Raw genomic sequence first — 13,543 nt, forward strand, 5'->3', positions numbered from 1 at the left:
ATTTTTTCTGAAATACCGACCCGTAGGAGCGCTGCAGTGATTATTGGCGCTTAAGCATCACCGGCAATTGCGCCACCAGTTTCACATTGTTCAACGGCGCCCGGATAAACCCGCGCTGCGTCCCGTCCGGCCCGATCACCGCCAGATTGCCACTGTGGTCGACAGTGTAGTTCGGCTTGCTGGTATCGGCAGGAATGAACGGAATGCTCACGGCGTTGGCCACTTTCTGCAGGTCTTCAATAGAAGTCGGGGTCAGGCCGACAAACTGTGGATCGAAGTAACCCAGGTACTGCTTGAGCTGCTTGGGCGTATCGCGGTTGGGATCGACGCTGACCAAAACGATCTGCAACTTGTCCACCGCCTCGGGCGGCAGTTCACTTTTTATCTGGCGCAGTTGGGCGAGGGTGGTGGGGCAGATGTCCGGGCAGAAGGTGTAGCCGAAGAACAGCAGCGACCACTTGCCTTTGAGTTCGTTGACGGCCACCGGCTTGCCGTCCTGATCGGTCATGGTCACGCTCGGCAGGTTGCGGCTTTGCGGCAGCAGGATGATCCCGGCGTCGATCAGTGCCGTCGGGTCGCCCTGGCCTTTGCCGGACAGCACTTTATTGATGGTGAGGCCCAGGACCAGCGCGATCAGGGCGACAAGGATGAAGATGGTTTTCTGGGTTCGGGTCATAGATTCAACAATAAGTAGTGGTCAACGAGCAGGGCGATGAACAGCAGGAACAAGTAGTAGATAGAGTACTTGAAGGTGTTGATCGCCGCGTGCGGCCGAGTGCCACGGTACAGCACCACGGCCCATTGCAGGAATCTGGCGCCAAGGCCGATGGCGCAGACCAGGTAGAGCAGGCCGCTCATGTGGATCACGTAGGGCATAAGGCTGACGGCCAACAGCGCGCAGGTGTAAAGCAGGATGTGGATTTTGGTGTAATGCTCGCCGTGGGTCACCGGCAGCATCGGGATGTCGGCCTTGGCATATTCCTCCTTGCGATGGATGGCCAGCGCCCAGAAGTGCGGCGGGGTCCAGGCGAAGATGATCAGCACCAGCAGCAGCGGTTCGGCACTGACGTGTCCGGTGGCGGCGGTCCAGCCGAGCAGCGGTGGGGCGGCACCGGCCAGGCCTCCGATGACGATGTTCTGCGGCGTCGCGCGCTTGAGGAAACCGGTGTAGACCACCGCGTAGCCGAGCAGGGAGGCGAGTGTCAGCCATGCTGTCAGTGGGTTGGTGAAGGCCAGCAACAAGGCCTGGCCGAGTAGCGCCAGCACCAGGGCAAAGGTCAGCGCGGCGGCCGGAGACACCCGGCCTTCAGCCAGCGGCCGCTTGTGGGTGCGTGCCATGACCGCATCGATCCGCCGGTCCACCACATGGTTGACCGCCGCCGCACCGCCCGCACACAAGGCAATGCCCAGGTTACCGAACACCAGCACCGTCCACGGCACTCCGGCGCGCGTCGCGAGGAACATCCCAACCAGCGAAGTGATGAGCATCAGCACCACCACTTTCGGTTTGGTCAGCTCCAGATAGTCACGCCAGATCGCCTGGCTGTGACGCGCGCCGATCAGAATCGCCATGGCATCTCTCCTTTTATTGTTATGGGCCCGGCTGAATGTTTACGCGGGCTGAAGCGCCAGCGAGTCGGCTGCTTGACCCGAACCAGGCTGGTCCGGGCGTGATAGTTGACCAGCACCATCGTCAACAGCAGCGCCGCGCCCCCGGCGTTGTGGGCGACGGCCACTGGCAGCGGTAGATGAAACAGCACGTTGCTGATTCCCAGGGTGATTTGCGCGGCGAGGGCGATCAGTACCAGGCCGGCGAGCCGCGTCATGCCGACGACTTTCAGTTGCCATGCCAAGCCGAGTAACACCAGCGTGACCAGCAGCGCGCCGATACGGTGAGTCAGGTGAATAGCGGTGCGGGCGTCGCTGTCCAGTTGCCCGCCGAGGTAGTTCGGGCCGATGTGTTGGGTCAGGTGAAAACCATTGGCAAAGTCGGCTGGCGGCAGCCATTGACCATGGCAGGTCGGAAAGTCGATACAGGCCACAGCGGCGTAGTTGGAACTCACCCAACCGCCGAGGGCGATTTGCCCGATCACCAGCAACAGCCCGGCAGTCGCCCAGTACTGCAAGCGCCGCGGAACCGTTAGCGCCGGCAATACGCCGGACAGGCGCAAGGTCAGCAGGAACAACAGGCTCAAGGTCGCAAAGCCGCCCAGCAGATGCCCGGTGACCACCTGCGGCCAGAGCTTGAGCGTCACCGTCCACATGCCGAACGCCGCCTGGGCGAATACCACCGCCAGCAGGAACAACGGCAGCTTCACCGGTTGCCCCGGATGCCGGCGATGGACCCAGGCCCGACCGGCCAACACCGAGATCAGCAGCCCCAGCGTGCCGGCGAAGTAGCGGTGGATCATCTCGTTCCAGCCTTTATGGGCTTCGACGGGCGTGTCCGGGAAATGCAATTCGGCATGGGCCAATTGCGCTTCGCTTTTCGGCACGCTGATAAAGCCATAGCAGCCGGGCCAGTCCGGGCAGCCCAGGCCTGCGTGGGTCAGGCGGGTATAAGCCCCGAGCAACACCACAATCAGTGCCAGCAAGGTGGCAAACAACGCGAGGCGAAATCCAGGCTTGGCCATGACGATGCCCTCATCCGATGTTCGACAGTTTCAACAGGTGACGCAGGTCGTTGAGCAAGTCCTTGCCTTTGACTGACGGGTCGTAGCGCAGCACCAGATTGCCGTGGGGGTCGATGATCCACAGCTGTGGCACCGCCTTGCCACCGGTGGTTTTGTTGAAGGTGTTCACGTCCAGCGGATAGCGCTGCAGTTGAGGATACTCCCGCGTCAACTTGGCGTCGTAATCAGTGCCCAGCGGCTGCGCGACGGCAATGGCATGGCTGGCGCGCCCGGCATCGCGGCCCAGGCCGATCTGGACCTGCCGTGCCAGGTACACCAGTTGCTGACAGTCCACCGCACACTCCTTGGGTGCGGTCACCAGCAACTGCCAGCGTTGTTCATCGGCCTGCACGCCAAGGTTGGCGCGGGTCTGGCCGTTGCCGATCAGTTCGCCGTGGTAACTGCGACCCTCCGGCACCCAGAACTGCAGTTTGTACATGCCGGTGGCGAGGATCATCGGACCGATCACCCCGAGCACAATCAGCAGCAGTTGCAGGCGACCCTTGCGCCGACTCGCCGGCGTTTTGGCCTCAGACATGCTGGGTGGATTCATGGCCGCTCCCATGGTGTTTCTCCTTTGCGTTGTGCCAGCCGAGGTAGAGGTAAAGGCCGAACAGGGCGATCGCCAGGGCGAACCACTGCACGGCATAAGCGAGGTGTTTTTCCGGGCCCATGGCCACGACTGGCCAATCGGCCTGGTACGTGGCGGGTCCGGTTTCTGCGCGTAATTCGTAGGCGTAGCCTTCGCGGTCCAGGGCTTTCCAGAGAGCGTTCGGATCAATGGCCGTCAGCAGTTTTGGCCAGGTACGGGTATTGGGGTCAGCGTGGAGCTGGAAAGTGGCGCCGGGAGGCACGTAGACCCAGGCGTCGAGACTCAAGAGGGTGTCGGGCGTCGCGAATTGCGGCGGTGTACGGCGGTCCGGCCACGGCAGCCAGCCGCGGTTGACCAGCAGCCACAGCCCGGTGGCTTGATCGTGAAACGGTTGCAACAATTCGACCCCGACCTTGCCATCGCGCTGGCGGTTATCCAGCAACAGGCTGTGGCTGGCGTCGAACTGGCCGTGCAGGTGAACCCGGCGGAAGGCCGGATCTGCGGTGTGTTGCAGCTCGGTGCTGGCCATCGGTTCGGCGGCCCGGCGCTCGGCGTAGCTTTGCAGCAGCGCGCTTTTCTCCGCGCCCCGACTCAATTGCCAGAACCCGAGCGACACCAGCAGCGGCAGCAACAGCGCCACCACCAGTGTCGGAATGATGCCCGGCCGAAAGCGCTTCATGGCCTGGCCAGAAAGTCGGTCGTCGCGATAGCTATACTCAAGTGCATCGCTTGTCCCCCGGAGTCCCACCATGCTCAAAACAGCCATCGTCCTGATGCTGATTGCCACGGTTGTCAGCCTGTTCAGCGGCCTGTTTTTTCTGGTCAAGGACGACAGCAGTTCGAACCGCCTCGTCATTGCCTTGAGTGTTCGTGTCGCGCTGGCCGCCATTACCGTCGGCTTGATCGCCTGGGGTTTTTTCAGCGGCCAGCTGGTTTCCCATGCCCCCTGGTAGTTGTAGGAGCGAGCTTGCTCGCGAAGGTATTTCAGTCGAAATCAACGTGTCTGACACACCTTCGCGAGCAAGGCTCCTACAGCACATAGACGAAAACGAACAGCCCGATCCACACCACATCCACGAAGTGCCAGTACCAACTCGCAGCCTCGAAGGCAAACTGGTGCTCGTTGTCGAAGTGTCCACGCATGACCCGCATCAGCATCACGAACAGGATGATGGTGCCGATCGTCACATGCGCGCCGTGAAACCCCGTGAGCATGAAGAACGTGGCGCCGTAGATGCCTGAACCCAGGGTCAGGCCCAGTTCATGGTAGGCATGGATGTACTCTTCGGCCTGGAAGCCGAGGAAGGCACAGCCCAGCAGCACGGTGAGCGCCAGCCAGATTTTCAGCGCGCCGCGATGGCCCTTTTTCAAGGCATGGTGGGCGATGGTCACGGTCACGCTGGAGCTCACCAGCAAAATGGTGTTGAGCAGCGGCAGGCCCCAGGGGCTGATGACTTCCTTGGGCGGCGGAAAGAGTTTGGAGTCCGGGTTATTCAGCAGCGGCCAGGTGAACTGAAAATTCGGCCAGAGCATATGAGCCAGGCCTTTGGCGCCTTCGCCGCCGAGTGCCGGGCCGGACACATGGCGCACATAAAACAGCGCGCCGAAAAAGGCGATGAAGAACATCACCTCCGAGAAAATGAACCAGCTCATGCCCCAGCGGAACGAGCGATCCATCTGCGCGCTGTACAACCCGCTGCGACTTTCCTTGATCACCGTACCGAACCAGCCAAAGAGCATGTAGGCCAGCAGCAGGCCGCCAACGAAAAAGATCAGTGGCCCGTGAGATTCCGGCCGCGCCGCTTTCAGATCGTTGAACCAGGTGGCCAGGCCGAGCACTGTGACGAACATCCCGACCGTGGCGATGATCGGCCATTTGCTCTGGGCCGGAACGTAATAATGTTCATGAGTTGCCATTTATTGTTCTCCTTATCGGGCACGCTCAACCGCCAGTATTGACTGCGACCGGTGGATGTCGGGCGGTGATATCGAACAGCGTGTAGGACAGCGTCAGGTGCTTCACATCCTTGGGCATGTCACGATCAACGATGAAACGTACCGGCATCTCGATCCGTTGACCGGGCTGCAGCACTTGTTGGGTAAAGCAGAAGCATTCGGTCTTGTGGAAGTACGCCGCTGCCGCGCTGGGCGCGATGCTCGGTACCGCCTGGGCGCTCATCGGCTTGTCGGTGGGGTTGTGCGCGATGAAGATCATCTCGTTCACCGCCCCGGGGTTGGCCGTCAATTCATCGTGCTTGGGATAGAAATCCCAGGACATGTCGGCGGAATTGGTCGACAGGAACTGCACGCGAACCTGCCGCGAGGTATCGACCGTCTGTTCGCCCTCATACTGCCCGGCGGTCTTGCCATTGATGCCGAATGCCTTGCACATCACGTCGTAGATCGGCACCAGGGCAAAGCCGAAGACAAACATCGCTACCACCACGAGCAATAGGCGAGTGACGAGCTTCTTCATCGAAATTGAGTCAGCCATGGTTCCAAACCTCAACACAAACCAATGTGGGAGCGGGCTTGCTCGCGAAGCAGGCACTGCGGTTCAACAGGCAAACCGCGTTATCGTTCTTCGCGAGCAAGCCCGCTCCCACAAAGGGCAAGGTGTTCATTTCACTTCCGGCGGCGTGGTGAAGGTGTGATACGGCGCCGGCGACGGGATGCTCCATTCCAGACCCTCAGCCCCATCCCACGGTTTGGCCGGTGCTGGCGGGCCGCCGCGGATGGTCTTGATCACGATGAACAGGAAGAAAATCTGCGTGGCGCCGAACATGAAGGCGCCGATCGACGACACCATGTTGAAGTCGGCGAATTGCAGGTTGTAGTCCGGAATCCGCCGCGGCATGCCTGCCAACCCTACGAAGTGCATCGGGAAGAAGGCCATGTTCATGCCGATGAACGACAGCCAGAAATGCAGCTTGCCGAGGGTTTCGTCGTACATGTGACCGGTCCATTTCGGCATCCAGTAGTAGGCCGAGGCGAAGATCCCGAAGATGGCGCCGGGCACCAGTACGTAGTGGAAGTGAGCGACCACGAAGTAGGTGTCCTGGTACTGGAAATCCGCGGGTGCGATGGCCAGCATCAGCCCCGAGAAACCGCCGATGGAGAACAGGATCACGAACGCCACGGCAAACAGCATGGGCGTTTCGAAGGTCAGCGAGCCTTGCCACATGGTACTGGCCCAGTTGAACACCTTGACCCCGGTGGGCACCGCGATCAGCAAGGTGGCGTACATGAAGAACAGCTCGCCCACCAGTGGAATGCCGACCACGAACATGTGGTGCGCCCAGACGATGAACGACAGGAACGCGATACTCGCCGTGGCGTAGACCATCGAGGTGTAGCCGAACAATGGCTTGCGCGAAAAAGCCGGAATGATCGAGCTGACGGCACCGAAGGCCGGCAGGATCATGATGTACACCTCGGGGTGGCCGAAGAACCAGAACACGTGCTGGAACAGCACGGGGTCACCGCCGCCAGCGGCACTGAAAAAACTGGTGCCGAAGTGAATGTCCATCAGCATCATCGTCACGCATCCGGCCAGTACCGGCATCACCGCGATCAGCAGGAACGCGGTGATCAGCCAGGTCCAGACGAACAGCGGCATTTTCATCAGCGTCATGCCGGGGGCGCGCAGATTGAGAATGGTCGCGATCACGTTGATCGCCCCCATGATCGAACTGATCCCCATCAAGTGGATGGCGAAGATGAAGAACGTCACGCTTTCCGGTGCGTAGGTCGTCGACAGTGGCGCGTAGAACGTCCAGCCGAAGTTGGGTCCGCCACCCGGGGTGAACAGGGTCGAAACCAGCAGGATGAACGCCGCCGGCAACAGCCAGAAGCTGAAGTTGTTCATCCGCGGCAGCGCCATGTCGGGTGCGCCGATCATCAGCGGGACCATCCAGTTGGCGAGGCCGACAAAGGCCGGCATCACCGCACCGAAGACCATCACCAGGCCGTGCATGGTGGTCATCTGGTTAAAAAATTCCGGCTGGACGATCTGCAGCCCTGGCTGGAACAGTTCGGCGCGGATCACCATCGCGAACGAGCCGCCCAGCAGGAACATGGAGAACGCAAACCACAGGTACAGCGTACCGATGTCCTTGTGGTTGGTGGTCAGCACCCAGCGCATCAGGCCTTTGGCAGGGCCGTGGGCGTGGTCGTGGGCCGCGCCGGTATGAACATGGTCATCGACTACAACAGTCATGTCCTGTCTCCTGCAAACAGATGAGCTGGGCAGGCCGGGGCGCGATGCCCCGACCGATTCCTTGGGTGCGCAATAGACCGGGTCATTTGCTTTCCGCCTGTTTCAGCTCCAGCACTTCTTTAGGGGTGACCATGTCGCCCTTATTGTTGCCCCAGGCGTTACGCTCGTAGGTCACGACCGCTGCGATATCGACTTCCGACAGTTGCTTGCCGAACGCCGCCATGGCGGTACCAGGCTTGCCGTGGAAGACAATGCTCAGGTGATCCTTGATGGGTCCGGTGGCGATTTTCGAGCCCTTGAGTGCCGGGAACATCGGCGGCAGCCCTTGACCCTCGGCCTGGTGACAGGCCACGCAGGCGGTGTGATAGACCTTGTCGCCGCGCTCCTTGAGCTCGTCGAGGGTCCATTCCTTGCTGGTCAGCTCCTTGAGTTGTGCGGCTTCAGCCTTGCGCTCGCCCAGCCATTTTTCGTAGTCGGCCTTTTCCTTGACCTCGACCACGATCGGCATGAACCCGTGGTCCTTGCCGCACAGCTCGGCGCATTGACCGCGGTAGATGCCGGGTTTTTCGACACGGGTCCAGGCTTCATTGACGAACCCCGGGATCGCATCGCGCTTGACCGCGAAGGCCGGCACCCACCAGGAGTGGATCACGTCGGCGGAGGTCACCAGGAAGCGCACCTTGGCGCCGATCGGCAGCACCAGGGGCTTGTCGACCTCGAGCAGGTAGTGCTCGGTCTTGGCTTCCTTGTTGTGGATCTGATCGGCGGGAGTGGCCAGGTTGCTGAAGAACTCGACGTCCTGGCCGAGGTATTTGTAGTGCCATTTCCACTGATAGCCGGTGACCTGGATATCGATATCCGGCTCACTGGCGTCGTACATCTTGATCAGGGTGGCGGTCGCCGGAACCGCCATGGCCACCAGGATCACGAAGGGCACGATGGTCCAGAGGATTTCGACGGTGGTACTTTCATGAAATTTTGCCGCCACCTGCCCGGTTGAGCGGCGATGGAGGATCATCGACCAGAACATGGCGCCAAAGACGATGATGCCGATCACTACACAGATCCAGAAAATGGTCATGTGCAGGTCAAACACAGCGTGACTGATTTCAGTCGCTCCAGGCGCCATATTCACAGTCCAGGCCGCTTGCGCCTGACTGAAAATCGACCACAACAGGAGGCCCATCCAGACATGTGGATGTCGCATCATTGCGGGTTCCCCTTATCGTTCTTGTTATCCCGCCGGCTTTCACCTGCGGCAAGGGAGCGGCTGCATCAGACTACGAACTTGAATCGCCGGGCCTTGCTGCAGTGCAGTCGGGCGTCATCAGCTAACTCCATTCCAACCCGAGTATAGACAGCGACTCCCACCTCGCAATGTGCTGGCGTAAATCAACTGAAACAGCATTAACTTGCGTTGCAGGGCACGAATGGAGAAGGATGCAGACGAGTGGTGGCAAACCGATATAACGGAGGCGTCTCAAGGATGAAATAATTATGACAAATGCGTCTTAGCATTTTTCGTAAGCCAGCTAAGTTATGTCTTCCCTATTTCATTGCCTTTGTTTCCTGGAGTTTTCATGAACACCGCCGCATTGCGCGAGCAGATCCAACAAGCCCAACAACACGAAGCCGAGACCGGCCTGCTGACGCGTCAACTCGAAACCAAGCTGCCTCATTTGCACCCGGCTATCCAATTGCCGGAAGCGGACGCCAACGGCGTGCTGACGCGTTTTGTCGCCGCTTACATCGACGAAGTTCCGGATCTGCTGGATGCAGCCAATGAAGTTGCCAGGGAAGCGGGCATCGAGTCACAGATCAAACCGGTGCTGAAAATCGCCGAGCAGTACTTCCTCCAGCCGCCAGCGATCATGGCAGGGCACGTCGGGCTCGACAGCCTGCTGGACGAAGCCTATCTGGCACACCGGTTCGTCGAAGAGGTCAACGACCTGTACATCAAGCATCTTGGCCAGCCACTGATCCCCTTGGACATGACTGTCGCCAACCTGATTGCTCATCAATTGATCGGTGAGGAATTTGCCAACCAACTTGATGAAGCTGTGCATCACGCCATCGACGAGATGCTTAACGAAGAGAGCTTTGCGCTGGAGTCGGTGGAGGCCTACCGCGAGAAACTCAGCAGTCCGGACACCGGCGCTGCCTGGAAGCGCTGGCCGTGCATGTCCCGACGCCTGGGCGTGGGCCTGGAGCTGGATCAGCCCGTCGCCTGACTCCATCCCCTGCAGGAGCCGGCTTGCTGGCGATCCAGACGACACGGTCTGCCTGACACACCGCGTCGCCTGGATCGCCAGCAAACCGGCTCCTGCAAGTTTCAGGTGGTGGAGCCTACGCCGGTGTTGGTCCGCACCCGCCCTTCCAACCTGCGTTTCAACCCCCGCGCCTCAATCAGCAGCCTTGACCCTTTGGCCGCATTCGCCCGACCCCATTCTTCCAGCAACTCCAGGCACGAGTGATCGATGTAGCTCAAGTTATTGAGCGGCACATGCACCGTCGCACCCGCTGGAATGCTGCCCAGTACCTGCGTCAACGCCGGCACTTTGAGAAAAGTCGCCGCACCCACCAGGCGCAGCTCCATTTCCCCGTCCTGCGCCAAGTCGATCAGGCTGATCTTCAGGCGCGAGGCTTTCAACGCCAGTTTCACCAGGGTCAAGCCGAAGCCGACCAGCACGCCTGTCAACAGGTCAGTGAAGATGATCGCCAGTGCCGTCGCGGCATACGTGAACATCGGCATGCGACCATAGCGACCCAAACCGCGAAATGCCTTGAGATCGACCAGCTTGAAACCCGTGTACACCAACACACCGGCCAGGCTCGCTACCGGAATGCTTTGCAGCACGCTCGACAGCAACATCACGAACGCCAGGAGCCACAACCCGTGGAAAATCGTCGAGTAGCGCGTGGTGGCACCGGCCTGGACGTTGGCCGAACTGCGGACGATCACCCCGGTCATGGGCAATGCACCGAGCAATCCGCAAAGCATGTTGCCGACGCCCTGGGCAGACAGTTCGCGATCGAAGTCCGAACGTTGGCCACTGTGCATGCGGTCGACCGCGGCGGCGGACAGCAGGGTTTCGGCGCTGGCGATGAAGGCTACCGCGAACGCCGCGATCAGCAGCGTGGGGTCCGCCAGGTTCAGCAAATCCGCAGGTTTCAGCCAGTCGATGGCTTCGGCCAGGTTGGCCGGCACTTCCACCCGTTTGACTTGCAGCGCCAGGACCAGGCTGGCGACGGTGGCAAGCCCTACGCCGAGCAGCGCACCTGGGACGAAGCGCAGGGAATGAGGGCGCAGCTTTTCCCACAGCCACATCACGGCGATCGTTCCCAGACCGAGCAACCCGGCCTGCCAGCCAAAGGAGGGCAGCGCCTGAGCGACGGCGGCCGGGAAGGCTGCCAGGTTATCCAGCCCCGAGGGCTTGGGCGTGGCGTCCAGCATCACGTGTATCTGTGACAGGACGATCAACACCCCGATCCCGGCGAGCATGCCGTAGACCACGGCGGGTGCTGTCACGCGAAACCAGCACCCCAGTTTCAGCCGACCGGCGACCAGTTGCAGAAAGCCCGCCAACAGCAGGATCGGCCCGAGCATGGCCACACCATGCTGGCGAACCAGTTCGAACACCAGCACCGCCAGGCCTGCCGCCGGGCCGCTGACTTGCAATGGCGAGCCGGCCAGCCAGCCGACCACCAGTCCACCGATGATCCCGGTGATCAGGCCTTTGGCCGGTGGCAGTCCCGAAGCGATGGCGATGCCCATGCACAGGGGCAGGGCGACCAGAAACACAACCACCGAAGCCAACAGCTCCCGTGGCAGCACAGCTTTAAGTTGCGCAGCACGCATGATGATTCTCCCGAAGATTTCTTCAGGCATGGCGAAGCCAGGCTGCCTGATCGGCAGCCTCGGCTGAACCACACGGGTATTTAGGAGGATTTAGAAGCGCGCTTTGGGCGTCGCGACCGGAATAGGCAGGCTGCCATTGAGCGGCAGGAAACAACCCTTGTCGGCGTCGTAGGCTTTTATTTCGCTGGTTTCGATGTTGTAGACCCAACCGTGGATGAACAACTGACCATTGGCCATGCGTGAAGCCACCGAGGGGTGCGTGCGCAAGTGTTGCAACTGGGCGATCACATTTTCCTCGGTGAGGATGTGCATGCTTTCGTTTTCATCGGCGCAGTTGCAGTTTTCCTGGACCATGGTCTTGGCCACTTCGGCATGCCGCAGCCAAGCTTTGACCGTGGGCATCTTTTCCAGGCTCTGCGGGTTGAGTACCGCGCGCATGGCGCCGCAATCGGAGTGCCCGCAAATGATGATGTGGTGCACTCCCAGAGCCAGCACCGCGTACTCGATGGCCGTGGAAACGCCGCCGTTCATTTGCCCATAAGGTGGCACGACGTTGCCGACGTTGCGGGTCACGAACAGGTCGCCGGGGGCGCTGTGGGTAATTAGTTCGGGAACGATGCGCGAGTCGGCGCAGGCGATGAACATGGCGCGCGGGCGCTGGGCCGTGGCGAGTTTCTTGAAGAGTTCTTCCTGTTGCGGAAAGATCTCATGATGAAAATGCAAAAAGCCGTCAACGATATGCTGCAGCGCTGCATCGGCGGTTTCCGCCTCGGGTTGGGCAGAAGCCGACGCAGCCAACGGCTGTTTATCCTTGTCACTCATGATTCATCCTCTTTGGCGGAGTCAGGGATAATCCCGTTTTGTCCGGTGTGAAGCCAGTGGCTGTTTAAAAAACATCCAGGTCGTGAAGCTCGACCCGTCAGTCACTCGATGAACAAGGTAGCCCTCGAATCTTAACTCAAACTGAAAAAACCGCTCTAGAACCTGTGTTCCAGGTCACAAAAAACGTGACTGGCCCATGATGTGCGCGTGTTCCCCGTAATCAACCATAGGCCAATTGTCCTCAAATCAGCGACATTTGGCGACCGGGCGGACAAAAGGCTTCGCAGTCCAGGTTGAAACCCTCCCGATGGTTGAGCCCCAGGCGCTTGATGGCCTTGGCAAAACGTTGGGCCAACAGATCGGCAAAGGGACCTTCACCGCGCATGCGGGCGCCGAAGCGACTGTCGTATAGCTCGCCGCCTCGGGTCTGGCGAATCAGGCTCAGGACATGCGCCGCCCGTTGCGGATAGTGGGCAGCCAGCCATTCTTCGAACAGCGGCGCGACTTCCAGGGGCAGGCGCAACATCATGTAGGCGGCGCTCTGTGCCCCGGCCGCATGGGCCTCTGTGAGCAGGTTTTCGATTTCGCTGTCGTTGATCATCGGAATCATCGGTGAACACAGCACGCCCACCGGAACCCCGGCTTCGCGCAACACCCGGATTGCCCGCAGCCGGGCCTTGGGCGCCGCAGCACGGGGTTCGAGGATGCGTTTGAGTTCGTCGTCCAGCGTGGTCAGGCTGATCATCACCGCCACCAGCCGTTGTCGGGCCAGTTCGGCCAGCAGGTCCAGGTCGCGCAGAATCAACGAGCCTTTGGTCACGATTGTCACCGGATGACGGTAGCGCAGCAGCACTTCGAGGGTTTGGCGGGTGATCTTGTACTCACGCTCGATGGGCTGGTAAGGGTCGGTGTTGGACCCCAGGTTGACGGGGGCACACTGGTAGCCACGCCTGGAAAGCTGTTCCTCCAGTATGTCCGCAGCATTGGTCTTGGCGATCAGCTTCGTCTCGAAATCCAGGCCTGGCGACATGTCCCAATAGGCGTGACTGGGTCGCGCATAACAGTAGATGCACCCGTGCTCGCAGCCGCGATAAGGGTTGATCGATCGGTCGAAGGGCAGGTCCGGTGAGTTGTTGCGGGTGATGATGGTTTTCGCAGTCTCGATGGACACCTCGGTGCCTTGGGTCATCGGCGCTTCCTGAAACCAGCCGTCGTCCTCGGCCACCGAACGATGGGGGGCGAAGCGATTGTGCGGGTTGGTCGCGGTGCCGCGACCGCGAGGGGGCAAGGGCGTGTTCATGGGGATAGCTCGCATGCTGTATGTCTATACAGTATACGGCGAAGGCTTGAGTGACCAGTGCCGTTTGGCAGCTTCTCCC

General features: G+C 60.5%; 14 protein-coding genes. 2 read left to right on the plus strand and 12 right to left on the minus strand.

From position 1 onward, the window contains the following. Window positions 1-40: 40 nt before the first annotated feature. From DKB71_RS01035 to DKB71_RS01055, 5 genes are read right to left on the minus strand one after another with little or no spacing between them, the layout of a single operon-like run. The gene (locus DKB71_RS01035) at window positions 41-676 is read right to left on the minus strand and encodes an SCO family protein (protein ID WP_408599401.1); all 636 of its coding nucleotides are present in this window, start codon (window positions 674-676) and stop codon (window positions 41-43) included. Beyond that, window positions 673-1,572, minus strand: a complete 900-nt coding sequence (cyoE, locus tag DKB71_RS01040; protein WP_323627828.1) for a heme o synthase — start codon at window positions 1,570-1,572, stop codon at window positions 673-675. The genes DKB71_RS01035 and cyoE overlap by 4 nt, the downstream gene beginning before the upstream one ends. Then, window positions 1,560-2,633, minus strand: coding sequence for a heme A synthase (locus DKB71_RS01045; protein WP_274073837.1), 1,074 nt, complete (start codon window positions 2,631-2,633; stop codon window positions 1,560-1,562). The genes cyoE and DKB71_RS01045 overlap by 13 nt, the downstream gene beginning before the upstream one ends. Before the next feature lie 10 nt (window positions 2,634-2,643). Continuing rightward, window positions 2,644-3,237, minus strand: coding sequence for a hypothetical protein (locus DKB71_RS01050; protein WP_323609113.1), 594 nt, complete (start codon window positions 3,235-3,237; stop codon window positions 2,644-2,646). Further along, complete coding sequence (locus tag DKB71_RS01055) at window positions 3,203-3,943, minus strand: SURF1 family protein (RefSeq protein ID WP_408599402.1); 741 nt, start codon at window positions 3,941-3,943, stop codon at window positions 3,203-3,205. Before DKB71_RS01055 ends, DKB71_RS01050 begins: the two co-directional genes overlap by 35 nt. A 70-nt stretch (window positions 3,944-4,013) precedes the next feature. On the opposite strand from DKB71_RS01055, the gene DKB71_RS01060 reads away from it, so the two are divergent. Further along, entirely contained in the window at window positions 4,014-4,217 is a 204-nt protein-coding gene (locus tag DKB71_RS01060) for a twin transmembrane helix small protein (protein ID WP_075947087.1), read from the plus strand. A 76-nt stretch (window positions 4,218-4,293) separates the two neighbouring features. Here DKB71_RS01060 and DKB71_RS01065 read toward each other — a convergent pair whose 3' ends face one another. From DKB71_RS01065 to coxB, 4 genes are all read right to left on the minus strand, one after another. After that, window positions 4,294-5,181: a cytochrome c oxidase subunit 3 gene (locus DKB71_RS01065; RefSeq protein ID WP_408599403.1), complete on the minus strand. Its 888-nt coding sequence runs from the start codon at window positions 5,179-5,181 to the stop codon at window positions 4,294-4,296. 25 nt (window positions 5,182-5,206) lie between these two features. Further along, the gene (locus DKB71_RS01070) at window positions 5,207-5,758 is read right to left on the minus strand and encodes a cytochrome c oxidase assembly protein (protein ID WP_034149469.1); all 552 of its coding nucleotides are present in this window, start codon (window positions 5,756-5,758) and stop codon (window positions 5,207-5,209) included. A gap of 126 nt (window positions 5,759-5,884) precedes the next feature. Next, window positions 5,885-7,483: a cytochrome c oxidase subunit I gene (gene ctaD / locus DKB71_RS01075; protein WP_274073841.1), complete on the minus strand. Its 1,599-nt coding sequence runs from the start codon at window positions 7,481-7,483 to the stop codon at window positions 5,885-5,887. 82 nt (window positions 7,484-7,565) lie between these two features. Then, window positions 7,566-8,693: a cytochrome c oxidase subunit II gene (gene coxB, locus DKB71_RS01080; protein WP_274073842.1), complete on the minus strand. Its 1,128-nt coding sequence runs from the start codon at window positions 8,691-8,693 to the stop codon at window positions 7,566-7,568. 370 nt (window positions 8,694-9,063) lie between these two features. On the opposite strand from coxB, the gene DKB71_RS01085 reads away from it, so the two are divergent. Next, a complete protein-coding gene (locus tag DKB71_RS01085) occupies window positions 9,064-9,714 on the plus strand; it encodes a hypothetical protein (protein WP_323609111.1) in 651 nt (216 codons plus the stop codon). 101 nt (window positions 9,715-9,815) lie between these two features. Here DKB71_RS01085 and DKB71_RS01090 read toward each other — a convergent pair whose 3' ends face one another. From DKB71_RS01090 to DKB71_RS01100, 3 genes are all read right to left on the minus strand, one after another. After that, window positions 9,816-11,342: a SulP family inorganic anion transporter gene (locus DKB71_RS01090; RefSeq protein WP_406592533.1), complete on the minus strand. Its 1,527-nt coding sequence runs from the start codon at window positions 11,340-11,342 to the stop codon at window positions 9,816-9,818. A gap of 90 nt (window positions 11,343-11,432) precedes the next feature. Further along, window positions 11,433-12,164 (minus strand): carbonic anhydrase, encoded by a 732-nt coding sequence (locus DKB71_RS01095; protein ID WP_046818688.1) that lies wholly within the window; start codon window positions 12,162-12,164, stop codon window positions 11,433-11,435. 241 nt (window positions 12,165-12,405) lie between these two features. Continuing rightward, complete coding sequence (locus tag DKB71_RS01100) at window positions 12,406-13,464, minus strand: PA0069 family radical SAM protein (RefSeq protein WP_408599404.1); 1,059 nt, start codon at window positions 13,462-13,464, stop codon at window positions 12,406-12,408. Window positions 13,465-13,543 lie beyond the last annotated feature (79 nt).

It is taken from the genome of Pseudomonas sp. PLMAX, assembly GCF_046042685.1.
Classification (GTDB): domain Bacteria; phylum Pseudomonadota; class Gammaproteobacteria; order Pseudomonadales; family Pseudomonadaceae; genus Aquipseudomonas; species Aquipseudomonas putida_AE.